A 24551-nucleotide genomic window follows, 5' to 3' on the forward strand; every position below is an offset into this window, starting at 1 on the left:
CGAAGCGTAGGAACTCGGCGTTCTCCGTGACGCGACCTCCGGCCGCTCGCTCATCCTTGGTGATGACGGCCTTCATCTGGTCGAACAGCAGTTCATGAGGCACGCCACCAAAGAAGCTGAACGCCGCTTCGAGGCCCTCAAAGACATGTTGCATCGTCTGTCGAGTGAAGAACTGCAGCCACAGGATGCGCGAATACCCCAGCACAACCAGAAACGCGTAGCGCTTGCCCCAGGGCAGCCGAAAGTCTGCGAAGTCGACTTGACCCTGATGGCCGGGCGGCGTCTCGAAGCGGACCACGGGCTCCTCGGGCGCTCGAGGCCGGACCTTGCGGACGTACTGCTTCACCTGCGTGTAGCAGCCGGCGTATCCGCTCGCCTTGATCTCGTCAAAGAGCCGCATCGCTGTCAGCTCCGGGTACTCGGCCAGTCGGCTCAGGATGATCCCCTTGTAGGGATCCACCTTGGTCGGCACCAAAGGCCGCGGCCCGTACTGCACCGCCACCTCGCTCACGTCCCGGTCCAGCTGATCCGTTTCAATCCAGTAATGAACCGTCCGACGACTCACGCCGAGTTGCTTCGCCACGGCCGTCTTCGTCATGCCCTGGTCGAGATAATGTCTCAGCAACACTCGCTTCTCCCATCCGATCATCGCGCCTCCACCGCTGTAGGGAAGACGCCAACGTGTACGATCGGCTACGAAGTCGCTCAGGTATCTCGCTTCACACCCGGTACCTCGAAGCCACGAAGTCGTCGAGTGTGCAATTTTCGGCCGCCACATCTGTGCAATCTTGGGCCGCCGCTAACATCGAGAAGCTGAATCGGAGAGAGCAGGAGCTCAGTGCGGCCGTCGGGTGCCGGCTCGGACAGCCGGTAGACGAGCTTGGCGACCCACCTCCGGTGGGTGCCCCGAGCCGAGGGAAACGATACCGCCGGGGGCGTAGAGCCGTTCCAGAGCGAAGGGCGGTCGAGCACAGTAACGGAGCAGCCGTTCGACGCCGGCTCGGTCCTCACCCTCGATGCGGACGGATGCGTCGATGCTGAACCCACCGGAGCCCTGCCAGGAAAGCATGCCGTAGGCGTCAGCTTCGTCGAGTAGGTCGTGGCGATGGAAGTAGCGGAGGCGCGACGTGACCGCCTCGTTCCTCGATCGCGTCGTGGGTCACCACATTACCGAGCTCGTCGCACAGGGTGCGCTCACGCCGTCGGAGTCGGCATCGCTCAGCCCGCGCTACATGATCGCAGAGTCCGTGCCGAGCGAGCTGAACATCGGGGGGAAATAGCAGCGAGCGGAAGTGGCGCGCCACCGGTCCAGCGTACCTGACCCGCGTCAGGGGAAAGGCGGAATCACGGGTTCCACACCCGCCAACGCGACCCCACCCCGGTCGCTCGGCTCGACGGAGCCGAGTCGTTCGGCGAACCAGGGGGGCAGAGGACGACCATCCTCCGGACACAGCCAGAGTCGGAGCAGGTGTCTTCGTCGGTCGGGTTCCGGCCAGTCACGGAACGCCGTGCGGTCATGGAGCATCTGGTGGTTGTGGATGAACTGGATGTCGCCGCGCTCGAGCTGCATCTCGAGGTGGACCGCGGGATCGTCGGCCACTGCGTCGAACGCGTCGAGTGCCTCGACCTGTCGGCCGGTCAGTCGCGGCACGGCTTCGAACCGTTGCGCGGACTCGATGTATCGCCGTTGGTACAGGACGGAGAGTTCGTCCTCATGCCAGCTCAGGATGGGCGCCGTGAAATACGGATTCGTATCGGCCGGGTGCTCGCCCCGGTGATCAGTGCCGAAGGGCTGGAACAGCTCCGCGAGGAGATCGGGGGAGCGCTCGAAGAGCACGTTGTGGATCGTCGGGCAGCTGACCAACGAACTTCGGCCCCCTTCCATCGAAGGCTCGAGACACAAGAGCCCGACGATGTCCGCCGAGTCGGTGTGGTAACCCTGACGCTCACTGGTCTGGTAGATGCGAGCGCTCGCGTCGCGCGAGTCGCGGCCGAGGTCTTTGACGTGGCCCAGCAGGTGGCCCTGGGCATTCTGTGGCACGGCGCGGCCGAGATGCGCGCCGATACCCCAGAAGATCGTGGCGATCTCATCGCGCGAATATTTGCTGGCGTCCAGCCCCCGCATGAGAACGAAGCCTCGGCCACGTAAAAGATCGGCACGCAGGCGGTCGAGCCGGTCCCCGAGCCGCGGCAGCGGGAAGTCATCTCGCCCGATCTTGCCCAGAGGTCGTTGCAGCGCCTGCACGGCGACCAACGCGTCCTCCAGCTCGGCGAGCTCCTCTGGGGTCCAGGCGTGGATCCACTCGTCGGAGTCTACGAGCTCGTCTCCGCGCCACACTGCGGGACCACTCAGGAGGGTGCCGGGCTTTGCGAAAGATTCTGGCATTTCACGCTACTCGTCGTGAGACGTCGGTCGCCATCACTGCGGCCTGTTGGAAGAAGGAAACCTCGTGTTGAGTGGGTAGGTAATCCAACCGCCCCATCGAGGGGGGAGGCATTGTAGGTCGTATTGTGGCATGGGACACGCGGTGAGAGTCGGCCAGGTCGCGCTGGTGGCGGTCTCCGAGCGAGGCGTGGGTGGCGCTCGGATGATGGAAAGGGACGCGGGGATGTTCAGACGGGCGGATGGAGCTGGCCGAATGGCTCAGCCTGTCCTGGAGGACAGCGGGGGGCAGACCCTCAGGAGTCGAACTCGTCGGGCAGCGACTGATCGAACACGAATTCTGGGATGGGCTCGGCCTCGGTGGGATCGAAGGCCGGAGTTTGATCCAGCAGGTCACCTTGCCGAACGGGGGTCCGCGTCGCCGCTTCACTCATCGACATCCATGATCACGATCGTGATCTTCGAGTCCCGCTCAGAACGAGCCCCCCAATGCTCAGGGTCCTGGGCGCCTAGCATCGCTCGCAGGAAGCTCGGGTCCTGCTTGATCTTCCGGCCAGCCAAGTTGCCATGCTTGTCGTAGATCCGCTCTTCAAAGCCGTGCAAGGCTCGATACTCAGCAACCGCGTTCCAGCGCTCTACAACCTCCTCGTGGATATCGGCCAGGATCGCAGCAAACTGCGCGTCTCTGCGCTTCCACTTCCGGGGTGTCGACGGGTCGATCCCTACAGCTGCGCACGCGACAATACTATTCCCGGTCGCGATCAACTCCCGGTCGCGATCAACGCTCTGAGGTAGACCGGGGCCATGGGTGATACCGTGACCGAGTCAAGCAACTCCTCCTCCTCCTGCGTTATTACTCTCGGCGTCGGTTCCCAACCCGCCAAGGTTCTGGCTATCTGAGGACCCGCCTTGTCCCCACTCGTCGCGACGGCCGTCGATTCTCCCTCAGTCACTGCGGCTTCGTCCTTCTTCCCCACGCCGCCTCCTGCTTGGTCGCGCTGTTCGCTAGTCAATCGCCTCACCTCCCACCGCGCCCAGTAGCATGCCGAGTACGTGCATGAACGTCTCTGCGGATAAGACCACGATCTGGTCAGCGCGGCCCGGGTGGCCCTCCTCTCGGACGAAGGTGACATCGAGGGTATCAGGAGGCTTGGCGACGTTTTCAGCGGGTATTCTCACGGTGTGATCCAACTCGGCGAACAGGGCGGGTCCGACCTCCTGCACTGCGAATGCGATTGGGACCACTACCTTTTGGGGCCCTTCTGATCCGAGCTCTTTTCCGAGGGCGTCCCACTCTCCCCTGCTCTCTTCGATCCAAGTGTAGAGATCCTGCTTCCATTCGGTACTCCAAGTCATGTCATCCATAGGTGTGCGAGGTAGTGTGTGAGGTCAGATACACGAAACCCGTGACCGGCCACTTGGACCGATCACGAGAATCGTGTAGACTCGCGGACTTTCTGCCGGAAGCCGTGAGTACTGGGCCCCCTGCTCCCGCCTTTGCAGCCGGAGTGAGCGCACGCCGATCTCAGTCCCTCGAGGACTAGCAGCTAACTAGCACTCAGCTAAGTCGTTCGACTAGGAGCTCGTTCACGCGTCGCGGGTCGGCCTGGCCCTTGGACCGACGCATAACCTGGCCGACCAGGAATCCCAGCACCTTGGTCTCGCCGTTCCGGTATCGTGTGACCTCGTCGGGACTGTCCGCCACCACCGACTCCACCCATTCGGCGAGTCGACCGGAGTCACGCACCTGCAGCAGCCCCTTGGCCTCGACGATCTGGATCGCTTCGCCACCTTCCTCGGCCATGAAGCCCAGCACCTTCTTCGCGGCAGAATCGGAGACCGTGCCGTCCTTCACCAGTCCGATGAGCTGGGCGAGCGACGCGGGTCGAACAGGCACCGTACGGCTGTCATCGCCACGCTCGTTCATGATCGCCTGAAGCGCGCCCATGACCCAGTTCGATGCGCTCTTCGCATCGGCACCGGCCCCGACGACCTCCTCGAAGTAGTCGGCAGTCGCGGCGGACTGCGTCAGGACGTCGGCGTCGTAGGCAGGCAGCGAGTATTCGGCCTCCAACCGGTCTCTCCGGGCACGTGGCAGCTCGGGTAACGCGTCCTTGGCTGCTTCGATCTCCGCGGCGGAGACGCGCAGCGGCGGCAAGTCCGGCTCGGGGAAGTACCGATAGTCGTGACTCTCTTCCTTGGAGCGCATGGACCGCACTTCGCTTCGGTGGTCATCCCAAAGCAAGCTCTCCTGGTGGATGGCGCCACCCTGCTCCAGCACCTCGATCTGGCGAGCGATTTCGATCGTGAGCGCGCGTTCGATGCCCGAGAACGAGTTGACGTTCTTGATCTCGGTCTTGGTCCCGAGTGTTTCGCTTCCCCGCCGGCGCACCGAGACGTTGGCATCTACGCGCAGACTGCCCTCTTCCATGTTGCAGTCGCTCACCTCGATGTACTCGAGCACGCGCTTCAGAGTCCCGAGGAAGGCGCGCACGTCGGCTGGGGTACGCAGGTCGGGCTCGGTAACGACTTCCACGAGCGGTGTCCCCGCGCGGTTGAGGTCGACCGCGGTCGCCCCCGGCACACGGTCGTGCAACGACTTGCCCGCATCCTCCTCCATGTGGATGCGGCGGATCCTCACGGAGCCCTTCCCCTCCGGTCCGTCGAAGTCGACGACGCCGTCCGTTGCCAGTGGTCGGTCGAACTGGGTGATCTGGTACCCCTTGGGAAGATCGGGATAGAAGTAGTTCTTCCGCGACCAGACACTGCTCTCGTGCACCGTGCAGCCGAGCGCGACCGCGGTGCGAACGGCGAGCGCGACCGCCTCCGGATTCGTGGTCGGCAGCGCACCGGGAAGACCAAGACAGACCGGACACACGTGCGTATTAGGCTCGTCGCCGAAGACTACGGCGTTCCCGCAAAAGAGCTTCCGCGCCGTGCGAAGCTGGACGTGGATTTCGATCCCAATGACCGGCTCCCAGCTCATTCGACAGTGCTAGCCAGTGCCGCCTCGAGCGCGCCGGCGGCGGCGAGCATCGCCGACTCATCCCACCACGGTGCGAGCAGTTGCCCGCCCACCGGCAGTCCGTCCACCTCACCTATTGGCACCGACATCCCCGGAATGCCCGCGAGGTTTGCGGTGACGGTGAAGACGTCGGACAAATACATGGCGAGCGGGTCGTCGGTGTGCTCTCCGAGCGCAAACGCCGGCGTCGGCGCTGTCGGCGTGAAGAGTACGTCCACGTGCTCGAAGACGCCGACGAAGTCCCGGGCGACGAGCGACCGCGCCTGCTGTGCGGTGCCGTAGTACTCGTCGTAGTAGCCGGACGAGAGCGCATACGTCCCCAACATGATGCGTCGCTTCACCTCGTCGCCGAAGCCGCGGCGGGTCCTTTCGTACATCGATCCGATGTCCGGCCCGCTCTGGCGCACACCAAAGCGCACGCCATCGAATCGGGCGAGGTTGCTGGAGGCTTCTGCGGGAGCGAGCACGTAGTAGGACGGAATCGCGTACAACGTGCTGGGCAGCGAGACATTTCGCAGTCGCGCCCCGGCGTCCACGAGGCAGCCCAACGCATTATCGAGCAAGTCGCGGATCGCGGGGTCGAGCGAGTCCGGGAAGTACTCGGCCGGGACACCGAGGACCATTCCCTCGACTCCCCTACCCGCGTCGCTGGCGAAGTCCGGCACCGGAGTGTCGGCGGTCGTCGCGTCGCGGGGGTCGTGGCCGGCGATCACACCGAGGAGTGTGGCGGCGTCAGAGACGGTTCGCCCGAAGGTGCCGACCTGATCGAGCGATGACGCGAACGCCACGAGACCGTAGCGGCTCACGCGTCCATACGTCGGTTTGATGCCGACGACCCCACAGAACGACGCGGGCTGCCGGACCGATCCGCCGGTGTCGGAACCGAGCGCCATCGGAGTGTACCCGGCGGCGACAGCCGCGGCCGAGCCCCCCGAGCTGCCCCCTGGGACGCGGGACCGATCGAGCGGGTTGAGCGTCGGCCCGTACGCCGAGTTCTCCGTGGAGGAACCCATTCCGAACTCGTCCAGGTTGGTCTTCCCGATCACGACAGCGCCCGCGTCGCGAAGCCTCCGCACGACTGTGGCCTCATAAGGAGCCTGGTAGCCTTCCAGCAGTCGCGATCCACAGGTGGTGGGCAGCTCGGCCGTCGACAGGTTGTCCTTGACCGCGACCGGAACGCCGGTCAGCCGCCCCTCGGCGCGCGCTTCGAGATGGTCCGGGTCTGCGAGGGCCAGGAAAGCGTTGAGGCCCTCCGCGCCCTCCTCCATCCGGGTGATCCGAGCGAGAGCGGCTCTGGCGTCGCTCATTCCGATCCCTCCCGGTGCATACCGGGCAGCGGCGGCACGACGAAGAAGTTCTCTCGCCAGTCGGGTGCGAACGACGCCGGCTGCCTGATGAGGGCATCGGGGTCCTCGACGGCCTCCGGTCGGGTCGCCGGCAGTGGGGACCGGATCTGCGGAGTGAGATCCGACGTCTCGACGAGATCGAGCGAAGTCAGCTGATCGACGTGCGCGAGAATTCCGTTGAGCTCGGTCGTGAGCCGCTCCAGCTCCTCCTCTCCGAGTTCTAGCCGGGCCAAGGCGGCGATCTTCACCACCTCCGCGCGGGTGACGCTCATGGCCAGTCCTTCTCGAGCGAAGCGTACCGTAAGAGCAGCTTCTTCTGCCCGATGTCGTCGAAATCGATCGTGACCTTGAGATCTCGCCCGAACCCGGTGATCTCCACCACTGCACCGGACCCGAACGTCTGATGCAGCACACGCTCGCCCTTCACGAAGCGCGGCAGGTCCTGGTTCATGCCCGCGTCCAGATCGGGCTCGAACGTGGCATCGAAGGGCTCCCGGCTCCCAGACCGGGGCCGGCCCCTGTGGGGTGTGGAGTGCTGAAGTCGGGTCAATCGCTCACTCCTCCGGCTGTCCAGGAGATCATCCGGCACCGCATCTACGAAGGACGAGAGGGTACCGTAGGTGAAATCGCCGGCGCGTCTGCGCTGCCGCGCCCACGATAGCGACAGCTTATCCTCCGCGCGGGTGATGCCCACGTAGAAGAGGCGTCGCTCCTCCTCGAGCGCGTCGGCCTCGTCATAGGCTCGGCTGAGCGGGAAGAGTCCCTCCTCCAGCCCCGCGATGAACACCACGGGAAACTCCAGACCCTTCGCGTTGTGCAGCGTCATCAGCGTCGCAGTCGCCGCGTCGGGGTCGAGGCGGTCCACGTCCGCTACCAGTGCTACTTGCTGCAGGAACAGGTCGAGTTCGGTGAAGGCGTCGAGCTCCTCGTCGTCCATACCCTTCATGAACGTGGCGTCGAAGTCGAGCGCTCCGGCAATGAGCTCCGAGACGTTGCGCGCTCGATCCTCTCCGTCGGGTCCCTCGTCATACAGATGGCGTACGAGGTCGAGGTCTTCGACGAGCTCCTCGAGCAGCTCCCCGATCGTCGCCTGCGTCGCGCGTAGGCTGAAGCGCTGGATGAGGTCCGCGAAGCGCATGAGCCCACTGGCACCTGCGGCCCTTACGTCGGGGATCTCGTCCGCCCGCGCCGCCGCCGCCAGGAGCGTCAGCCTCTGCTCAGCGGCCCAGCGTACCAAGTGCTCCTCCGTCGTCAGCCCGACACCCCGCCGCGGATAGTTCACGATCCGACCGAAGGCCGTAGCGTCTTTCGGGTTGGAGATCAGTCGCAGATAGGCGAGTACGTCCTGGATCTCCCGGCGCTCGTAGAAGCGCACACCGCCCACGACTTGGTAGGGCACCCCTTCTCTCCGGAAGGCGTCTTCGAGCGCTCTCGCTTGAGCGTTGGTGCGGTACAGCACGGCGCAGCCGCTGTAAGAGAGCCCCGGCGTTTCGCGGATACGCGTCTCGATCTCCCCTACGATCCAGCGGGCTTCGTCGTTCTCGTCGAACGTCTCGATGAGAGTGATCTTCTCCCCACCGGTGCGATCCGTCCGGAGCGTCTTCTCCGGACGGTTCACGTTCTCGACGATGACCGCGTTAGCGGCGTCGAGGATGAGCTCGCTCGAGCGGTAGTTCACCTCGAGCGCGACCACGACCGCACGGGGAAACGCGATCTCGAAGTCCAGGATGTTCCTGATGTCCGCGCCACGCCACGCGTAGATCGATTGGTCAGGGTCGCCGACGACCATGAGGTTCTCGTGACCTTGGGCGAGCAATTCCACGAAACGGAACTGTGCACGGTTCGTGTCCTGATACTCGTCCACGAGGATGAACGAGAAACGCTCTCGGTACCGGTCCAGCAACTCCGGATAGTCCTCGAAGAGCTCAACCGGCTTCATGAGCAGGTCGTCGAAGTCGAACGCGTTCTGGTCCTTGAGAGCCTTCTGGTATTCGGTGAAGACGTGTCCCACGTTGCGAACGAACAGATCGAAGGAACCCTCCGTGTCCTTCGCGAAGGTGTCGCCGTCGATGAGCTGGTTCTTGGCGTTGCTGATCTCGGCGCGAATCGCCTTGGGGCTCCACCGCTTCGGGTCGAGCCCGACCGACTCTTGAACGTTCTTCACGAGCCGAAGCGACTGCTCTGAATCGAAGATGCTGAAGGCACGATCCCAGCCCAGGCGATCCGCGTGGCGGCGTAGCAGGCGCGCGCCGACCGAGTGGAAGGTGCCCACCCACATGCCCGACGGCTCCGTGCCGAGCAGCCGGGTGATCCTCTCCCGCATCTCGCCGGCGGCCTTGTTCGTGAACGTGACCGCCAAGATCCGGTCCGGCGGAACGCCGTGCTCGCTAATCAGGTGGCTTACGCGTGCCGTCAGAACCCGCGTCTTCCCCGAGCCCGCACCGGCGAGCACGAGTAGCGGGCCCTCGAAGTGCGACGTCGCCGCTAGCTGCTCTGAGTTGAGTCCGTCGAGATGTGCTGGAACCTGCGGATCAGGCATCGGCGGCCGGCAGTCGGATCTGGAACGTGGTGCCCTCGAGTCCTTCGAGGAGTTCGATGTGTCCCCGGTGCACGCCCTCGACGATGCGACGGGAGAGCGCGAGCCCGACCCCCCATCCACCTGACTTCGTCGTCACGCCCGGCTCGAAGAGCTTGTCCCGAATCTCGGGATCGACGCCCGGACCGGTGTCCCGGATGCGAAGCGAGATCCACTTGCCACCGATTTCGCGGGCATAGATGGTGATCTTTCCACCCCGACCGGCGAGCGCGTCGAGGGCGTTCTTCACCACGTTCTCCAGTGCCCAGATCAGCAATACTTCGTTGCCCTGCACTCTCGGCAGACCCGGGGGGATGTCGACGACCAGCTCTACACCCTTGCGGCTCAGCCTTGGGATCCGGACCGCGAGGTACTGCTCCAGGTCGCTCACTACCTGACGGACCGAGAGAGATTCCAGTTCGGGCTCTCGCCCGATGAGCTCGAAGCGGTGGCTGATCCGCTCGAGCCGCTCCAGATCTTCGCCGATCGAGCCGGCGATCTCGCCGTCGCGTAGTCCGCCGGGGCGCTCGCCGACCGGAAGGCTGAGTACTTCGAGCCACCCCGCCAACGAAGAGAGCGGCGTGCCCAACTGGTGTGCGAGCTCGCGGGCCATCGATGTCCAAGCTTTCTCGCTCTCGGCTCGACGTTGGTAGCGGATTGCGACGAACCCGATGAACACGGTGAACAGCAAGAGCCCGGCCTGCAGCCACGGGATCCATCGCAACCGCTCGACTTCGGGTGTGTTGCCGAAGTGGACGCGCTGGAGATTGGGATCACCGACCGGCGGATGCTGATCGTCCAGAGTGGGAATGTGGGCCCGGACGGCCGCCTGTCCTTCGGGAGTATCGATATCCGCTTCGAAATCCAGGTTCTCGGCCATGAGGACCGTGTCCCCCGGTCCTGTGACCACGAGCGGCACACCCGACCCCAGGATGATGCCCTGAAGGTTGTAGAGCGCCTCTTCGGACGCCGACGGAGCCATCGTCGTGATGCCCGTCTGCACCTCGTGGTAGATCTCGCTCAGGCGCTCGGTGTTTTCCTCCAGCGCGCTCATGATCTGCCCGGTGTACAGCAGGAACCAACCGAGCTGCACGAGGAACATCGTGGCCAGCGCGATGGGCCACTTGATCTTCATCACGGGACGAAGAACCCCATGCCAGACGCTAGGTCGACCGTGTGAGCCGGTCCAAGCCCACGTAAGGGTGCAATACCTCCGGTAGCGTCACGCTCCCATCCGCCTGCTGGTACGTCTCGAGCAGCGCAGCCATCACGCGAGGAAGCGCGAGCGCTGAGCCGTTCAGCGTGTGCACGAACTCCGGCTTCTCTGTCTGTGTACGCCGGAAGCGGATGTTCGCCCGGCGCGCCTGATAGTCCGTGAACGTCGTGCAGCTCGAAACCTCGAGCCACTTGTCCACCCCCGGAGCCCACACCTCGAGGTCGTACGTGAGCGCGCCGCTCTGCCCCAACTCACCCGTGGCGAGTAAGAGGCGCCGGTAGTGCAGCCCGAGTCGCTCGAGTAAAACCTCGGCTTCCCGCGTCAGCTCCTCCAGCGCGTCGCGACTCCGCTCGGGCAGCTCGTAGCGGACGAGCTCGACTTTGTCGAATTGGTGCACTCGGAGCAGGCCGCGCGTGTCTTTGCCCGCAGCCCCCGCTTCGCGCCTGAAGCACGGTGAGTACGCCGTGTATCGGAGTGGCAGATCATCGGCGGTGAGCAGCTCGTCCCGATGCAGGTTTGTGACCGGCACTTCAGCGGTCGGGATGAGCCAGAGCTCGTCCCGCTCGGTCTGATACGACTCCTCCGCGAACTTGGGGAGCTGGCCGGTGCCGATCATCGTGTCGCTTGTCACCAGATACGGTATCCGTACCTCGGTATACGCGTGCTCATCGGTATGCACGTCGAGGAAGAAGTTGATCAGCCCACGCTGCAACCGCGCACCACCTGCCACCAGGACGGGGAAGCCGGAACCGCTAACCTTCGCGCCGCGCGCGAGATCGAGTATCCCCAGCGCCTCGCCCAACTCCCAATGCGGGCGTGGCTCGAAGTCGAACGTCGCCGGTGAACCATGACAGGCCTGGACGACGTTGTGGTCCTCATCGCCTTCGGGGACTTCGTCGAACGGGGTATTGGGGATGCCCAAGAGCAGCGCCTCGATTTCCTCGTCGGCCGACGCAATGGTCGCGTCCAACTCGCTGATCCGATCCCCTACCTCGCGCATCTCGAGGATGAGCGCCTCGGCGTCTCCTGCCTCTCGCTTGAGCTCGCCGACACGCTTCGACGCCTCGTTCCGCCGCGCCTTCAAGTCGTTGACGACGCCGAGCGCTTCACGGCGCGTCACGTCGAACTCCAGAACGCGGTCCACCATGTCCGGGAGGCTCGCGTCTCTCTTCGCCAGGGCGTCTTTCACGGCCTCCGTCTCGTGGCGGAGGCGGCGGATGTCGAGCATCAGTCCGGCGGAATGAGCCGGAGGCTGTTACAGACCGGGCTCGCGTCGAATACGAACGTCAGCGTACCACCCTCGACGTCGATCACGAGCGGCTCGAGCTTCGCGTAGTACGAGCAGAGCCTGCCAAAGATGCCGGGGCTCTGTGAGGTCTTCACGACGTACAGGGTCCCCATCTCCACCGGGACCGGGGCGAACCTCGAGTAGGCGGCGGTATCCTCCGGCGCGTCCTGCAGGTCGGCGAAAGAGAGTCCCGGCAACGCCGCCACGCTGGCCTTGGAGCTGATGCCGAGCGCCCCGGGTGGCAGGAAGACGAGCTGACCGCCTCGCGTATCGACTGCGACGTCCCAAGTGCCCGTGGCCGTTGCCGCCTCCACCCTCACTCTTCGGCGATCGTTGAAGCTGTACGCCGCTTCGAGGTTCAGCTCGGGACGCGCCAAGGAGTAGAGCAAGACGGTGTCCGGATTAAGCTCCCACGGGAAAATGAACGGGTCGCCCCCGCACGCGGCGAGTCCCGCGGAGAGCGTGACGAGCGCAGCAAGAGACGCGGGCCCGAGCCCATGGAGATTCACACTTCTTACGAGTCGCTGCGGTGTCACGAGGTCAGTCCTTGTTCACACGGCCTCCGAGGCCGAAAAGAGTGCGAAAAGTGCCGGAACCAAGAAGGGAGTGTCAACCCCGAAAAGCCCTGCAATTCCTTGACTTTACCCCATACGCCGGGTAGGTTCCCCGGCCGTCGCCCCCGGCCCCCCGGCCCTTTCTGCGGCCGGCCGGCCGGCGGCCTTGCGATCGAGGAGCAACCGTGCCCGACCAGCAAGCCCATCGCAGAGGTGGGCGCATCCTCGTGGTCGACGATGAGCCTCACATTCGACGGGTCCTCAACACGATCCTCACCAACGACGGATTCGACGTGGTCGAAGCTATGGACGGCTCAGCGGGCATGGAGGCGGTCAAGTCGGACGCCGAGTTCGACTTTATCCTACTCGACTTCATGATGCCCGGCGCGACTGGGCTCGAGGTGCTCGCCAGGATCAGGGCCAGTGACCATCGAGCAGAAACCCCGGTGATCATCTTAACGGCAAAGGGCCAGGACACGGATAGAACGGCGGCGCTCGCTGGCGGCGCCAACGACTTCCTCACCAAACCTTTTAGCCCCAAGAAGCTCGTTGCCCGAATCCACGAGATCCTCGACGCGAACTGACGACAGGCTCTGGGTCGTCGTTCTGGCCGGTGGAATCGGGTCGCGCTTCTGGCCAGTGAGCACCCGCGAGAGACCCAAACAGCTGCTCCCGCTGGCCAGCGAGCGGCCGCTCATCGTAGACACTGTCGAGCGAGCCAGGGTGCTCGTGCCCGACGATCGTCTACGCATTCTGGCCGGACGGCACCTCGTTGAACCGTTCCGCACGGTGCTCAACGACCTGTCCGACGCGGCCTACTGGATCGAACCGGAGGCGCGAGGCACCTGTCCCGTGCTCGCCTGGGCTTCCTGGGAGATTCACAGGCGCGATCCCGAGGCTGTCATGGTCAGCCTTCACGCGGACCACCGCGTCGACTCCCTGCCTGCGTTTCAGAGGACCATCCACGCAGCCGCGGAGATCGCCCGAAGAGAAAACGTTCTGGTCTGCGTCGGGGCCGTTCCGGATCGGGTCGAGACGGGATTCGGACACTTGGAGCGGGGGGAAGCGCTCGAAACGAGTGGCGAGATCGCTGCACACCGGGTGAAGACCTTTCACGAGAAGCCGGACGCCGACACGGCGCGGCGGTACGTGAGGGATGGTCATCTGTGGAATACCGGCATCTTCGTCTGGAAAGTGTCGACCTTCCTTTCCGAGTTGGCCGAGCACGCCCCGGAAGTCTCCAAGTGCCTGGCTCTTCTGGACGAGGGCGTCGACGCGTTCTTCGAGGCGGTGCCCGTGTGCGTCGTCGATACGGCAGTCATGGAGCGCTCGGGGCGCGTGGCGACGGTCGAAGCGCTCTTCTCATGGGACGATGTCGGGAGTTGGGAAGCGCTTTCACGCTCACGGCCTGCGGACTCCGACGGAAACGTGCTGATCGGCGACGCAGTCACGGTGGATGGGAACGGGAACATCGCTTTCGCGGATCACGGCAAGGTCGTGCTCTTCGGCGTCGATGACCTCGTCGTCGTTCGTACTGATGATGCCACGCTGGTGATGCCGAGGGAGCGCGCGGCGCACCTCAAGACGCTACTGACGGCGCTGGAGGGAAGCGAGGAATGAGCGAGGCGAGGCTCTACCTCTTCGACGACAGCCGCGCACGGCGCTGGGCGCCGTTCTCGTTGACGCGCCCAGTGGGCGAGCTGCTCTTCGGTTGTAGCACCCTGAGGGCTCGTGTGGAGCGCGTGCTCGGAATCGAGTGCCACGGTCACGTCTCCAGGAGAGCGTTAGTCGGCTTCGACGAAGCAGGTGCGGCGCCATGCGTGTCCCTGAACCAAGTAGCCCGTGATCGCCCGGTCGTCTTGCTCTCCAGCCGAGCGGTACCTGACTTCCAGGACGTCGAAGTGCCGAGTGAACGGGCGCGCATCACGGTCGGCGGCGCGCCCGCCGGATGGGTCGTGCCACCCGGGTCCGAGCTCCCGTCCGAGCTCTGGATCCGCAATCCAGGCCATGACCGGGGAGACGCTCCCGAATTGCAGCTCGACGGCATCGTGCTCGAACGTCCCTGGGATCTCGTTGCACGGAACGGAGCGCGCGTCCACGCCGACGCAGCGACGATGCCAAGCCACGGCGTCGTTCCGGCCGACGTGGTCGTCGTAGGCGACGGCACCGTGTCGCTCGCCGAGGGCGCGGAGATCGAGCCCGGAGTTACGCTCGACACGCGACCGGGACCCATCCGCCTAGATCGCGGCGTGCGTGTCGAAGGACCGGCCCGCCTTGTGGGTCCACTGTATGTAGGCCCAGAAACCATGGTTGCGGGGGGGACGATCTCGGCATCTTCGATCGGGCCCAACTGCCGAGTTCGCGGTGAGGTCTCGGACTCCGTCCTGGTCGGGTACGTGAACAAGGCCCACGAGGGGTACCTCGGCCACGCGCTCGTAGGGCGATGGGTCAACCTCGGGGCGCTCACCACGAACTCGGACCTCAAGAACAGCTACGGAACCGTTACCGTGTGGACCCCCGACGGGGGGGTCGATACCGACCAGATCAAGATCGGCTGCTTCCTGGGCGATCACGTGAAGACCGGAATCGGAACCCTTTTGAACACCGGGACGGTCGTGGGCGCCGGGAGCAACATCTTCGGAGGCGCGATGCCGCCAGTGGCGGTGCCTCCCTTCAGCTGGGGTTCGGGTTCGAATCTGACCGAGTATCGCCTGGACAAGTTCCTCGAGACGGCGGAGCGAGTGATGGCCCGCCGCAACGTTGCGCTCACGCTCGGTGTGAGGGGCGTGCTCGAAGCCGCCTGGAGCGCGACCGCGGGTCGCCGCTCGCAGTGACGAGGGCGAGGAGCCCGTGGTAGCCAGGAGGGGCCGGTCATGAGGGTCGCGGTCTTGGGCAGCGGGAGTGCCGGCAACGCGACCTTCGTCTGGGCCGGCAACACCCGCGTGCTCGTCGACGCAGGCTTCAGCGGGAAGGACCTCACGCGCCGGCTCGAAACTCTCAGCCACGGTCCCGACAAGATCGACGCCATCATCGTGACGCACGACCATGGCGACCACACTCGTGGCATGGGGGTCTTTGCTCGCCGGCATGGCACACCGCTGTATATGACCGAACGCACGCGGGCGGCGTGCGCGAAGCTGCTGCGGGGCGAAGAGACGATCGTCGAGTACCGGCCCGGACGGGCGTTCAACATCGGAGATGTTCGCGTGGAGCCGTTCCTGACGGTGCACGACGCGGCCGACCCGGTGGGCGTCGCGCTCGTCGACGAGTGCACGGGCCTTCGTCTCGGGGTCGCCACCGACCTGGGACGGCCCACCGCTCAGGTCCGGCATGCGCTGTCCTTGTGTGACCTCCTGATTCTGGAGGCGAACCACGACGAGGTTCTCCTGCATACCAGCGGCTACCCGGCCTCGGTACGCCGCCGTATCGCATCGAGCCACGGACACCTCTCCAATCAGGCAGCGGCACGCTTCGTGATTGACCTGCTCCATCCGCGGCTAGCCTGCGTCGTCCTAGCCCACTTGTCCAAGGAGTGCAACCGGCCGGCCCTCGCGCACAGCGTCGTCGGAGAGGCGCTCGAAAAGGCTGGCTGGTCAGGGCATCTGGAGATCGCGCTTCAAGATCGGCCGACGGCCCTACTCGACGTGGAAGAGCTTCGCTACAGAGCCGGTCCGAGCCAGCTCAGCTTCCTGTAGCTGTAGCTCTAGATACCCAGAAGGCGCAAGAAGTCGTTCGACAGCGCCCAAAGCATGATGGCGACGATGACTAGAAAGCCGACGTTGCTCCATCGCAGCTTCTGTTTGAGCGAAAGCCCTCGTCCGCCGCGGACCGCTTCGATTCCCAGGAAGACCAGATGGCCACCGTCCAGCACGGGGATCGGGAGTAGGTTCAGCACTGCCAGATTAATGCTGAACAGCGCCATGAAGCTCAGGAACGTGCTCATGCCTGCGGCCGCGGCCTGGCCGGACGCCTGACCGATCATGACGATGCTGCCCAAGGAACGGGGCGAGACGCCACCGGTGACGAGATCTCTGAGGAAACCGAGAATCATTCGCGTGACCCCGACGGTCCGCCCGTAGCCGAACACGAAGGCGTCTCCGAGGGAGACGGAATGGTAGACCACGTCACCCTCTGGCGGGTAAATTCCCGCCTTCCCCAAAAGGGCTACGGAGCCGTCCACGCCCCGCCCTTCCTCAGAATCGAGCGTGACCGGACGCATGATCTCCTGGCCGTCGCGCACGATCCCGAGCTCGACACGCTCTCCGGGTCGAGCCTCGATCAAGCGCACAAACTCGTACCAGTGCTCGACCGGGATGCCCGACACCGAGACGATCCGGTCCCCAGCCTCGAGTCCCGCCTGGTCCGCGGGTGAGCCCGGCTTCACGGCTCCTACACCGGCCTCGGCCCAAGGCAACACGGAACTGAAGAGATCGCGCCGGTCGGACTCTTCGCCAGGGATGCGGATCTCGATGACCATGCGAGGCTCGGCCAACTCGATCTCGATCGGACCAGGGTCGGACCCGTAGAAGCCACGCCGCACGTCGCCCCAGTCGTGGACCTCGGAATCCCCGAAGCGTACGAAGCGGCTTCCGGCCGGGATTTCCGCGAGATCCCCCGTCCCCGCCGGCAGGGCGGCAGCAACGACGTGGCCTACGCGGGTCGTGCTCCACTCGCCCATGCCCCACTTCGCGGCGACGAAGGTGAACACGCCGAACGCGAACAGCATGTTCATGATCACGCCCGCAGAGATCACGAACGTTCTCGCCCAGATCGGCTGCGCGTCGAAGTCACGCGCACTCGGCTCACGGGGCGCCTCGCCTCCACCCTCGAGCCGCTCCATCACCTCGTCGTCCATGCCGCCCATCTTCACGTATCCGCCTAGCGGGATCGCGCTCAGTACGTACTCGGTCTCACCACGCTTCACCCCGAAGATCTTGGGGCCCAGCCCGATCGAAAACCGCTGTACCTGCACACCCACCGCCTTCGCTGCGGCGAAGTGACCCAGCTCGTGCACGAAGATCAGCACACCGAGCACGATGATTGTTGCCAAAAGAGTCATGAAGTCGTTCCCATTCTCGCCTCACCGAGCCGATGAGCCGCCTCGGTGGCCACCGCCCGTGCCGTCCCGTCGACGGCCAGCACATCCTCTACACTCGTTAGTTGCCCCACCCCGACTCCTTCGATGGCTTCGCTAACCACATCCGCCATCTCCGGGAACCGAATCCTTCCTTCCAGGAACGCCTGAACCGCGATCTCGTTCCCGGCGTTGTACGCGGCTGGCGCCGCCCCACCCTTCACCCCTGCCTCGATGCCGAGGCCAAAGAGTGGAAACGCCGCCCGGTCTATCTCCTCGAACGTCAGCGGCGACGACCGCACCGGGTCGTACGTTCGTAACGCCTCATCTTCCACCCTCTCAGGATAACTCAGTGCATACAGTATCGGCAGTTCCATGGTGGGGAACCCGAGCTGCGAGAGCACTGAGCCGTCAACGAACTCCACGAAGGAGTGGATGATCGACTGAGGGTGCACAACCGCATCGATCCGGTCGTAAGCGAGACCGTAGAGGTAGTGAGCCTCGATGACCTCGAGCGCTTTGTTTGCGAGCGTGGCCGAATCGATCGTGATCTTCGCCCCCATCTTCCAAGTAGGGTGCCGCAACGCATCTTCAGGCCGGACGTGCCAGAGCTCCTCTCGGTTCCGCCCTCGTAGCGGACCACCGGACGCCGTGAGCACAAGACGCCGGACCGACTCGGGTCTACTGCCTTCGAGGCACTGCAGGATGGCGCTGTGCTCCGAGTCGATCGGCACGATCCGAGACCCTGCCATCTCTGCCGCCCGCAAGACGAGCGCGCCGCCCGCGACCAACGATTCCTTGTTCGCGAGGGCAAGGCGGTGTCCTGCCTCCAGCGCCATCAGCGTGGGCTCTAGTCCGGCGGCGCCCACCAGTGCGTTCAGGACCACGTCGACTTCCGGGTCGGCGGCCGCGGCGAGCAGCGCCTGACGGCCCGACTGCCACCGAGTCAGGCTAGAGCTCGCCGGGAGCGGGACCGATTCGTCCGCTAGCACGGCCAGCCGGGGAGAGAACTTCTCCACCTGGGCCCACAGTGCCTCCACCTGGCGCTGCGCCGCCAGCGTGACGACCTGGAACCGGTCGGGATGCCGCGCGATGACCTGCAAAGCGCTCTTCCCGATCGATCCGGTGGATCCCAGGATCGCGACCCGAATCACCGTGTGCTTCCTAACAGAACTAGTAGTGCGTACGCCATCGGAAGCGTGACGATGAGGGCGTCGAGCCGGTCGAGTACGCCCCCGTGCCCCTGGAAGATCGTGCCCGAATCCTTTACTCCGGCCTCCCGTTTGAACAGCGACTCCGCAAAGTCTCCGACCTGGGCGCCCACTCCTAGTACGGCGCCCACAACAGCCGCGACTGCCACCCTTCTGATCGGCATCCCTGGCAAATACGGTTCAGCCACGAGATGCCATAGCGCTGCTCCGACCGCCGCGCCGAGCAGGCCCACCACCGACCCGAGCCAACTCTTCTTGGGGCTGACCGAGGGCAGAATCCTGGTTCGACCCCAGGCGGTGCCAGCGAAGAACGCGACTGAGTCCCCGATCCAGGTGCTCGTCAGGGGTAGTGCTACCACGAGTAAACCGATCCCCGCCTTCGGAATCACCTCTCCCCATGCATCGATCGACGGCAGCTCGTGCAGCATGGGTACGAACGCCAAGGAGAAACCGACATAGAGCGTGCCGAAGAGCGTGGCCGCCACGGACGCGAGGGGGTGGCGGTCCGCTCCGCGCGCGATCGCCGCGAGCACGGCGAAGAACGCGACCGCTACGACAACGGTCAGGGCCCAAGGGGCAAAGGCTGTGAAGCTGGGGTACGCCGCGGCGAGGAGTACGAGCCCAGCCGCGGCGGCGGCGCCGAGCCAGCGGAACGGGCGCGTGCCTTTTTGCTCGGCGAGGCGGTACGTCTCCATCGTTCCGAGTCCGGCGAGTATCGCGACGGGCACAGCCAATACCCAACCGCCCGCATAGAGCAGCCCAAGAACAACCGGGACTCCGACGATCGCAACGGCCCACCGCCGCCCGAGCTCGTTCCCCGGGCTCACGTCGCTCCTACGCGACCGAATCGGCGTTCACGCCGCTGGTAGTCCAGAACCGCCTCGAAGAGGCTCTCGCGATCGAAGTCGGGCCAGAGGACCTGGGAAACGTAGAGCTCCGTATACGCCAGCTGCCAGAGCATGAAGTTGCTGAGTCGGTACTCTCCCGACGTGCGGATGAGCAAGTCGGGGTCCGGCAGTCCAGCCGTGAAGAGCGTGGAGCTCAACGCCTCGTCGTCGATCTCTTCCGGCAACAGCTCACCCCGGGCGACGCGTTCGGTCAGAATGCGTGCCGAGCGGATGATCTCCTCCCTGCCCCCGTAGGAGATCATCAGGTTGAGGCGGAGCTCGGTCCCCCCAAGAGTGCCTTCGACGATCGTGTCCACTGCGCGCCGGCTTTGATCGTCGATGCGATCCAGATCCCCCAACACGTGCACCTCGACGCCCTGCCTCTTGAGCTCGTCCCGCTCCCTGCGGGCGTACAGCTGCAGCAGCGACATCAGTGCTGAGACTTCCTGCTGCGGCCGGTTCCAATTCTCGGTCGAAAACGCAAAAAGCGTGAGGACCTCGATGCCTGTCTCGAGGGCACCTTCGATCGTTTCGCGCACCGACTTCATGCCTTCCCGATGCCCGAGGTGCCGCGGCAAGGACCGCTGGCGAGCCCAGCGCCCGTTCCCGTCCATGATGACGGCGACGTGCCGAGGCACGTCGCCGTTCAAACGAATGCGATCGAGGCGCTGCGAGGACATCCAGATGGCCGACTGGTAGATGGCCGACTAGATGGCCATCACCTCTTCTTCTTTGTGCTTCATCAGTTCGTCGATCTTGTCGCCGTACTCGTGCGTCAGCTTTTCGAGCGCGTCCTCGCGTCGACGTCCCTCGTCCTCACCGAGCTCGTGTTCCTTCACGAGCCCGTGGATCTCCTCCCGCACGATGCGACGTGCGTGCCGCAACGAGACACGCCCCTCCTCCGCCATCTTGTGCAGGAGCTTCACGTATTCCTTCCGACGCTCTTCGTTGAGCGGTGGAACCGGGATTCGGATGATGTTGCCGTCGTTGGCCGGATTGAGCCCCAGATCCGCCACCATGATCGCCCGCTCGATGTCCGCGAGCAGGGTCTTGTCGAAGGGCTGCACCACGAGCAGGCTCGGCTCCGGAGTGTTCACGGTGGCGACTTGATTGATGGGCATCTTCGAGCCGTAGGCGTCGACCCGTACGGTATCGAGAAGGGCCGGTGTGGCCTTTCCCGTGCGTACGGTTGCGAACTCACGCCGGAGGGCGTCGAGCGCCGCCTCCATGCGCTTCCTTGCATCCTCCACGGTCGGCATCACAACCTCCGGAAACTGTGAACGAGCGTCGATCTGCTACGATACAAGGGTTCCCACGTGCTCACCACGGATCGCACTCGCGACTGCGCCGCGGTTCTCGAGGTTGAGCACGATGATCGGGAGGCCGTTCTCCTTGCAAAGCGACACCGCCGCCGCATCCATCACGGCGAGTTCGCGGCTCACGATCTCCTGGAACGTGATGTTCGGGATGAACTCGGCGTCGGGGTCCTTCGCCGGGTCAGCAGTATACACGCCCTGTACTTTCGTGGCCTTGATGACGACGTCGGACCCCATCTCGATCGCCCGCAGCGCCGCGGCGGTATCGGTGGAGAAGTACGGGTTCCCTGTGCCTCCCGCGAACAGTACGACGCGGTCCTTCTCCATGTGGCGCAACGCCCGCCGCCGGATATACGGCTCTGCGATCTCCTCCATCCGGATCGCGGTCATGACCCGAGTCTCCACGCCTTTGTGCTCCAGGAGGTCCTGAACCGCAAGCGCGTTGATGACGGTGGAAAGCATACCCATGTAGTCCGCCTGAACACGGTCCATCCCTTCCTTGGACGCCATCGCTCCGCGCACGATGTTGCCGCCACCGATCACGACGCCCAGCGTCACGCCCATCTCCACGATGGATCGGATCTCGTCGGTGAGCTGGTCGACGACGGAGGGATCGATCCCGAAGCCACGATCCCCGGCGAGCGCCTCACCGGACAGCTTGAGAAGCACTCGCTTGTATCGAAGATCTGGAGCCACGTTGCTCATCGCTTCCGCCCCCTCGCTATTGCGTCTCACCAACCTTCATGCGGCAGAAGCGCGTCACTTCGATCTTCTCTCCCGTGCGGGCGGAAACCTCGGTGATCAGCTCCTCGATCGTCTTGTCGGAGTCCTTCACGAAGGGCTGCGCCATGAGCGTGCTCTGCTTGAAGAACTTGTTCAACTTACCCTCGACGATCCTGTCGGCGATGCTATCGGGTTTGCCCTCCTGCTTCACCTGCTCGACGTACACCGCGCGCTCGCGCTCGATGACCTCAGCCGGGATGTCGTCAGAAGAAACCGCCAACGGCGCCATCGACGCAACATGCAGCGCGAGATCCTTCGCGAGGGCCTTGAAGTCGTCCGTGTTGGCGACGAAGTCGGTCTCACAGTTGAGCTCGACGATGACCGCGGTCCGGCTGTCGAAGTGAACGTAGCTGCCGATGGTCCCCTCATTGGCCGACTTCTCGGATCGCTTCGCCGCCTTGGCGGCCCCACTGGCGCGCAGCCGATCAACCGCCTTCTCCAGGTCGCCCTCCGTCTCCGCTAGCGCCCTCTTGCAGTCCATCATCCCCGCGCCGGTCATGTCGCGGAGCTCCTTCACATCCTTCGCGCTGATCATCGTTGTATCGCTCATCGTGCCATTTTCATCATTCAGGGCTGAAAAAGAGGCGGAGCGGACCGGGACGTCCGGTGCCTCTGCCGCCTCTCACCGGTCCTGCTTATGCCAGAACTCAGCCGGGAATGCCACCCGGCCCCGAGGGTGGACTATCCCTCGGACTCCGCAGACTCCTCAGTCTGCTCGTCGGCCACCGTCTTCCGATCGGCGTCGGACTCCTCGGCAGGCGTTTCCGTCGCGCCGTCCTCTGACGCGGCTTCCTCTGCTGCGGCTTCCGGAGCCTCGCCTACGTCCGTTGCGGACGCCGACTCCCCCTGCGAGCTATCGGCCGCTCCGGCGCGCCCCTCGCCGTCCATCAGCTGTGCGATCGCCTCGGGACGCGGACGCCGCTTGCGACGCGGACGTCTGCGCTGCGGGGCCTGACCTTCAGTCGTCTCTCCCGTTTCGGTCGAGTACACCGTCGCCGCCAAATCATCGACCCGGCGGCGTTCCTCGTCCGGAACCTCCTTGCGGGCAACCTCGATCGTATCCGCGATCGCCTTGGCAATCAGGCTGACCGAGCGGATGGCGTCGTCGTTGCCCGGGATCGGGAAGTCGACGAGGTCGGGATCGGCGTTCGTATCAGTGATCGCAATGATTGGAATACTGAGCTTGGCAGCCTCACGAACCGCGATCATCTCCCGCTTGGCGTCGACGATGAAGATCGCGCCGGGCAAGCGGCTCATGTCCTTCACGCCCACAAGGTACTTGTCGAGTTTGAGGCGCTCTCGATCTAGGACGAGCCGCTCTTTCTTCGTGTAGAACTCGAAAGCGTTCTCTTCCTGGCCGCGCTCGAGCTCCTTGAGCCGGCGAATCTGTTTCCGGATCGTCTGGAAGTTGGTGAGCATGCCGCCCAGCCAGCGTTCGGTCACATAGAACGCCCCGCAGCGCTCGCCTTCCTGCTCGACGATGGTCCGAAGCTGCTTCTTCGTGCACACGAAGAGGACTCGGTCCCCGCGCAGTACGACCTCGCGAATGGCCTGCTGCGCGATCTTGAGCCGATCGAGCGTCTTGCGCAGGTCGATGATATGGATGCCGTTGCGCTCGGTGAAGATGAAGGGCTTCATCTTCGGGTTCCAACGGCGCGTCTGGTGACCGAAGTGTACTCCGGCCTCCAGGAGTTGGTTGAGGCCTATCTGAGACATTTTGCCATCTCTTCTTGTGGGGCCGATTGATTACGCCCCGATCAGGATGTCAGGGCGTTGGCACGCCCTGAGTACTCTAGTGTCCTGTCCCAGAAGTGCGCCGGCATTCGGGCACCGATGCATCCACCCTGGCTGCGTTGCTCCTCGACCCACGCCTACGGCGCGGGTATCCCATAGCCCTGCTATTCGTCGTCGTCGCGCCTTGGGGCACCGCTCGCCGACAGGCGAGTGGTCGCGGCGCCTCGGCGCCCTCGGTGCTCGCCGAACTTCTGGGAAAGGACACTAGCGCTTCGAGAACTGGAAGCGCTTTCGGGCTTTCGGTTGGCCGGGCTTCTTGCGCTCCACTTGACGCGCGTCCCGGGTGAGCATGCCCCTCTCGCGGAGGAGGGGGCGCAGCTCCTCGTCGTGTTGCAGGATGGCACGCGCCAGCCCCATGCGCACCGCGTCGGACTGCCCCGTGAGGCCGCCCCCGTGGACGCGGATCGTAACGTCGAACTGCCCCTCGAGATCCGTGACCTTGAACGGCTCTTGCACGCGGATCTGGTGCGTTGGACGGGGGAAGTAGTCGGCCATCTCACGACCGTTGACCTTCCATTCGCCGGCACCCGGGCGCAGAATCACCCGCGCGACAGACCTCTTGCGGCGTCCCACCGTCTGAATCTGGTTCTTGACTTCGCCTGCCATATCGCTCGGATCCCTCTTCAGATGTCCAGGGGCTCGGGCCGCTGGCCCTGATGGGGATGATCCGCGCCCGCGTATACCTTCAGTTTCTTTCTTATCGTCCGACCGAGAGCGTTCTTCGGCAGCATGCCCTTGACAGCGAGCTCGATCACCCGCTCCGGGTGCGTCTCGATCATGCGGCGGAAGGGGATGTGCTTTTCCCCACCCATATAACCGGAGTGGCGGAAGTACGTCTTCTGATCGGCCTTCTTCCCGGTGAGCACCACCTTCTCGGCGTTGACGACGACCACGTTGTCGCCCACGTCCAGGTGAGGGGTGTACATCGGCTTATGTTTGCCCCGAAGAATCACGGCGATCTGCGTGGCGAGTCGTCCGAGCGGCCTGTCGGTCGCGTCGACGACCCACCAGTGGTGCGTGATTTCTCCAGCTTTTGGCGTATACGTTCTCATGCCCACTATCGACAAAACGGCGATTCTAAAACAGAGCTGTAAATGAT

The 24551-nt window shown here is 64.5% G+C and carries 29 protein-coding genes; 5 read left to right on the forward strand and 24 right to left on the reverse strand.

The genetic code is table 11. The annotated features are described in order from the left end of the window. Positions 1 to 649 (reverse strand): IS21 family transposase (locus IIB36_11805; protein ID MCH7532424.1); only part of this gene is annotated, 649 nt, incomplete at its 3' end. 186 nt (positions 650 to 835) lie between these two features. Then, positions 836 to 1069, reverse strand: coding sequence for a transposase (locus IIB36_11810; protein MCH7532425.1), 234 nt, complete (start codon positions 1067 to 1069; stop codon positions 836 to 838). 58 nt (positions 1070 to 1127) lie between these two features. Here IIB36_11810 and IIB36_11815 point away from each other — a divergent pair, with 58 nt between their 5' ends. Further along, positions 1128 to 1280, forward strand: coding sequence for a hypothetical protein (locus IIB36_11815; protein MCH7532426.1), 153 nt, complete (start codon positions 1128 to 1130; stop codon positions 1278 to 1280). A gap of 47 nt (positions 1281 to 1327) precedes the next feature. Here the strand turns inward: IIB36_11815 and IIB36_11820 are convergent, their stop codons facing one another. From IIB36_11820 to IIB36_11875, 12 genes are all read right to left on the reverse strand, one after another. Continuing rightward, positions 1328 to 2386: a TauD/TfdA family dioxygenase gene (locus IIB36_11820; GenBank protein MCH7532427.1), complete on the reverse strand. Its 1059-nt coding sequence runs from the start codon at positions 2384 to 2386 to the stop codon at positions 1328 to 1330. Between the two features lie 293 nt (positions 2387 to 2679). Beyond that, entirely contained in the window at positions 2680 to 2817 is a 138-nt protein-coding gene (locus IIB36_11825; GenBank protein ID MCH7532428.1) for a hypothetical protein, read from the reverse strand. Then, positions 2810 to 3148: a hypothetical protein gene (locus IIB36_11830; GenBank protein ID MCH7532429.1), complete on the reverse strand. Its 339-nt coding sequence runs from the start codon at positions 3146 to 3148 to the stop codon at positions 2810 to 2812. Before IIB36_11830 ends, IIB36_11825 begins: the two co-directional genes overlap by 8 nt. After that, positions 3145 to 3360: a hypothetical protein gene (locus IIB36_11835; protein ID MCH7532430.1), complete on the reverse strand. Its 216-nt coding sequence runs from the start codon at positions 3358 to 3360 to the stop codon at positions 3145 to 3147. The genes IIB36_11830 and IIB36_11835 overlap by 4 nt, the downstream gene beginning before the upstream one ends. Positions 3361 to 3388: 28 nt before the next feature. Beyond that, entirely contained in the window at positions 3389 to 3739 is a 351-nt protein-coding gene (locus IIB36_11840) for a hypothetical protein (GenBank protein MCH7532431.1), read from the reverse strand. A gap of 202 nt (positions 3740 to 3941) precedes the next feature. Then, positions 3942 to 5369 carry an Asp-tRNA(Asn)/Glu-tRNA(Gln) amidotransferase subunit GatB gene (gene gatB, locus IIB36_11845; protein MCH7532432.1) on the reverse strand — a complete coding sequence of 476 codons (1428 nt, stop codon included), beginning with the start codon at positions 5367 to 5369 and terminating at the stop codon, positions 3942 to 3944. Then, a complete protein-coding gene (gene gatA / locus IIB36_11850) occupies positions 5366 to 6715 on the reverse strand; it encodes an Asp-tRNA(Asn)/Glu-tRNA(Gln) amidotransferase subunit GatA (protein ID MCH7532433.1) in 1350 nt (449 codons plus the stop codon). Before gatA ends, gatB begins: the two co-directional genes overlap by 4 nt. Next, on the reverse strand, positions 6712 to 7026 hold the full coding sequence (locus IIB36_11855; protein ID MCH7532434.1) for an Asp-tRNA(Asn)/Glu-tRNA(Gln) amidotransferase GatCAB subunit C: 315 nt from the start codon (positions 7024 to 7026) through the stop codon (positions 6712 to 6714). The genes gatA and IIB36_11855 overlap by 4 nt, the downstream gene beginning before the upstream one ends. After that, entirely contained in the window at positions 7023 to 9293 is a 2271-nt protein-coding gene (locus IIB36_11860) for a UvrD-helicase domain-containing protein (protein MCH7532435.1), read from the reverse strand. The genes IIB36_11855 and IIB36_11860 overlap by 4 nt, the downstream gene beginning before the upstream one ends. Next, positions 9286 to 10467, reverse strand: coding sequence for a HAMP domain-containing histidine kinase (locus tag IIB36_11865; protein MCH7532436.1), 1182 nt, complete (start codon positions 10465 to 10467; stop codon positions 9286 to 9288). Before IIB36_11865 ends, IIB36_11860 begins: the two co-directional genes overlap by 8 nt. 25 nt (positions 10468 to 10492) lie before the next feature. Continuing rightward, on the reverse strand, positions 10493 to 11773 hold the full coding sequence (gene serS / locus IIB36_11870) for a serine--tRNA ligase (GenBank protein ID MCH7532437.1): 1281 nt from the start codon (positions 11771 to 11773) through the stop codon (positions 10493 to 10495). Continuing rightward, entirely contained in the window at positions 11773 to 12369 is a 597-nt protein-coding gene (locus IIB36_11875) for a hypothetical protein (GenBank protein MCH7532438.1), read from the reverse strand. Before IIB36_11875 ends, serS begins: the two co-directional genes overlap by 1 nt. A gap of 203 nt (positions 12370 to 12572) precedes the next feature. On the opposite strand from IIB36_11875, the gene IIB36_11880 reads away from it, so the two are divergent. From IIB36_11880 to IIB36_11895, 4 genes are read left to right on the forward strand one after another with little or no spacing between them, the layout of a single operon-like run. After that, complete coding sequence (locus IIB36_11880) at positions 12573 to 12971, forward strand: response regulator (GenBank protein ID MCH7532439.1); 399 nt, start codon at positions 12573 to 12575, stop codon at positions 12969 to 12971. A 55-nt stretch (positions 12972 to 13026) separates the two neighbouring features. Continuing rightward, a complete protein-coding gene (locus IIB36_11885) occupies positions 13027 to 14007 on the forward strand; it encodes a mannose-1-phosphate guanylyltransferase (GenBank protein MCH7532440.1) in 981 nt (326 codons plus the stop codon). Beyond that, the gene (locus IIB36_11890) at positions 14004 to 15221 is read left to right on the forward strand and encodes a hypothetical protein (protein ID MCH7532441.1); all 1218 of its coding nucleotides are present in this window, start codon (positions 14004 to 14006) and stop codon (positions 15219 to 15221) included. Before IIB36_11885 ends, IIB36_11890 begins: the two co-directional genes overlap by 4 nt. 39 nt (positions 15222 to 15260) lie before the next feature. Further along, positions 15261 to 16082, forward strand: coding sequence for an MBL fold metallo-hydrolase (locus IIB36_11895; GenBank protein MCH7532442.1), 822 nt, complete (start codon positions 15261 to 15263; stop codon positions 16080 to 16082). Between the two features lie 8 nt (positions 16083 to 16090). Here IIB36_11895 and rseP read toward each other — a convergent pair whose 3' ends face one another. From rseP to rplM, 10 genes are all read right to left on the reverse strand, one after another. Continuing rightward, positions 16091 to 17446, reverse strand: a complete 1356-nt coding sequence (gene rseP, locus IIB36_11900) for an RIP metalloprotease RseP (protein MCH7532443.1) — start codon at positions 17444 to 17446, stop codon at positions 16091 to 16093. After that, on the reverse strand, positions 17443 to 18615 hold the full coding sequence (locus tag IIB36_11905; GenBank protein ID MCH7532444.1) for a 1-deoxy-D-xylulose-5-phosphate reductoisomerase: 1173 nt from the start codon (positions 18613 to 18615) through the stop codon (positions 17443 to 17445). Before IIB36_11905 ends, rseP begins: the two co-directional genes overlap by 4 nt. After that, on the reverse strand, positions 18612 to 19499 hold the full coding sequence (locus IIB36_11910) for a phosphatidate cytidylyltransferase (protein MCH7532445.1): 888 nt from the start codon (positions 19497 to 19499) through the stop codon (positions 18612 to 18614). Before IIB36_11910 ends, IIB36_11905 begins: the two co-directional genes overlap by 4 nt. Continuing rightward, positions 19496 to 20239, reverse strand: coding sequence for an isoprenyl transferase (locus IIB36_11915; GenBank protein MCH7532446.1), 744 nt, complete (start codon positions 20237 to 20239; stop codon positions 19496 to 19498). Before IIB36_11915 ends, IIB36_11910 begins: the two co-directional genes overlap by 4 nt. Before the next feature lie 27 nt (positions 20240 to 20266). Continuing rightward, positions 20267 to 20818, reverse strand: coding sequence for a ribosome recycling factor (gene frr, locus IIB36_11920; protein MCH7532447.1), 552 nt, complete (start codon positions 20816 to 20818; stop codon positions 20267 to 20269). A 36-nt stretch (positions 20819 to 20854) separates the two neighbouring features. Further along, positions 20855 to 21580 (reverse strand): UMP kinase, encoded by a 726-nt coding sequence (locus IIB36_11925; GenBank protein ID MCH7532448.1) that lies wholly within the window; start codon positions 21578 to 21580, stop codon positions 20855 to 20857. A gap of 16 nt (positions 21581 to 21596) precedes the next feature. Continuing rightward, entirely contained in the window at positions 21597 to 22193 is a 597-nt protein-coding gene (tsf, locus tag IIB36_11930) for a translation elongation factor Ts (protein MCH7532449.1), read from the reverse strand. 146 nt (positions 22194 to 22339) lie between these two features. Beyond that, positions 22340 to 23374 (reverse strand): 30S ribosomal protein S2, encoded by a 1035-nt coding sequence (gene rpsB / locus IIB36_11935; protein MCH7532450.1) that lies wholly within the window; start codon positions 23372 to 23374, stop codon positions 22340 to 22342. Between the two features lie 282 nt (positions 23375 to 23656). Then, a complete protein-coding gene (gene rpsI / locus IIB36_11940) occupies positions 23657 to 24058 on the reverse strand; it encodes a 30S ribosomal protein S9 (protein ID MCH7532451.1) in 402 nt (133 codons plus the stop codon). Between the two features lie 17 nt (positions 24059 to 24075). Then, the gene (gene rplM / locus IIB36_11945) at positions 24076 to 24504 is read right to left on the reverse strand and encodes a 50S ribosomal protein L13 (GenBank protein ID MCH7532452.1); all 429 of its coding nucleotides are present in this window, start codon (positions 24502 to 24504) and stop codon (positions 24076 to 24078) included. Positions 24505 to 24551: the final 47 nt, after the last annotated feature.

The organism is Gemmatimonadota bacterium, from assembly GCA_022560615.1.
GTDB lineage: Bacteria > Gemmatimonadota > Gemmatimonadetes > Longimicrobiales > Gaopeijiaceae > UBA1138.

Bases quoted from the DNA above. Each gene is read 5' to 3' on its own strand.
- frr (MCH7532447.1), bottom strand. From the start codon at position 20,818: ATGCCGACCGTGGAGGATGCAAGGAAGCGCATGGAGGCGGCGCTCGAC.
- gatB (MCH7532432.1), bottom strand. From the start codon at position 5,369: ATGAGCTGGGAGCCGGTCATTGGGATCGAAATCCACGTCCAGCTTCGC.
- IIB36_11890 (MCH7532441.1), top strand. From the start codon at position 14,004: ATGAGCGAGGCGAGGCTCTACCTCTTCGACGACAGCCGCGCACGGCGC.
- rplM (MCH7532452.1), bottom strand. From the start codon at position 24,504: ATGAGAACGTATACGCCAAAAGCTGGAGAAATCACGCACCACTGGTGG.
- tsf (MCH7532449.1), bottom strand. From the start codon at position 22,193: ATGATCAGCGCGAAGGATGTGAAGGAGCTCCGCGACATGACCGGCGCG.
- IIB36_11860 (MCH7532435.1), bottom strand. From the start codon at position 9,293: ATGCCTGATCCGCAGGTTCCAGCACATCTCGACGGACTCAACTCAGAG.
- IIB36_11895 (MCH7532442.1), top strand. From the start codon at position 15,261: ATGAGGGTCGCGGTCTTGGGCAGCGGGAGTGCCGGCAACGCGACCTTC.
- IIB36_11825 (MCH7532428.1), bottom strand. From the start codon at position 2,817: ATGAGTGAAGCGGCGACGCGGACCCCCGTTCGGCAAGGTGACCTGCTG.
- rseP (MCH7532443.1), bottom strand. From the start codon at position 17,446: ATGACTCTTTTGGCAACAATCATCGTGCTCGGTGTGCTGATCTTCGTG.
- IIB36_11810 (MCH7532425.1), bottom strand. From the start codon at position 1,069: ATGCTTTCCTGGCAGGGCTCCGGTGGGTTCAGCATCGACGCATCCGTC.
- IIB36_11925 (MCH7532448.1), bottom strand. From the start codon at position 21,580: ATGAGCAACGTGGCTCCAGATCTTCGATACAAGCGAGTGCTTCTCAAG.
- IIB36_11820 (MCH7532427.1), bottom strand. From the start codon at position 2,386: ATGCCAGAATCTTTCGCAAAGCCCGGCACCCTCCTGAGTGGTCCCGCA.
- serS (MCH7532437.1), bottom strand. From the start codon at position 11,773: ATGCTCGACATCCGCCGCCTCCGCCACGAGACGGAGGCCGTGAAAGAC.
- rpsB (MCH7532450.1), bottom strand. From the start codon at position 23,374: ATGTCTCAGATAGGCCTCAACCAACTCCTGGAGGCCGGAGTACACTTC.
- rpsI (MCH7532451.1), bottom strand. From the start codon at position 24,058: ATGGCAGGCGAAGTCAAGAACCAGATTCAGACGGTGGGACGCCGCAAG.
- IIB36_11855 (MCH7532434.1), bottom strand. From the start codon at position 7,026: ATGAGCGTCACCCGCGCGGAGGTGGTGAAGATCGCCGCCTTGGCCCGG.
- IIB36_11915 (MCH7532446.1), bottom strand. From the start codon at position 20,239: ATGTCCTCGCAGCGCCTCGATCGCATTCGTTTGAACGGCGACGTGCCT.
- gatA (MCH7532433.1), bottom strand. From the start codon at position 6,715: ATGAGCGACGCCAGAGCCGCTCTCGCTCGGATCACCCGGATGGAGGAG.
- IIB36_11840 (MCH7532431.1), bottom strand. From the start codon at position 3,739: ATGACTTGGAGTACCGAATGGAAGCAGGATCTCTACACTTGGATCGAA.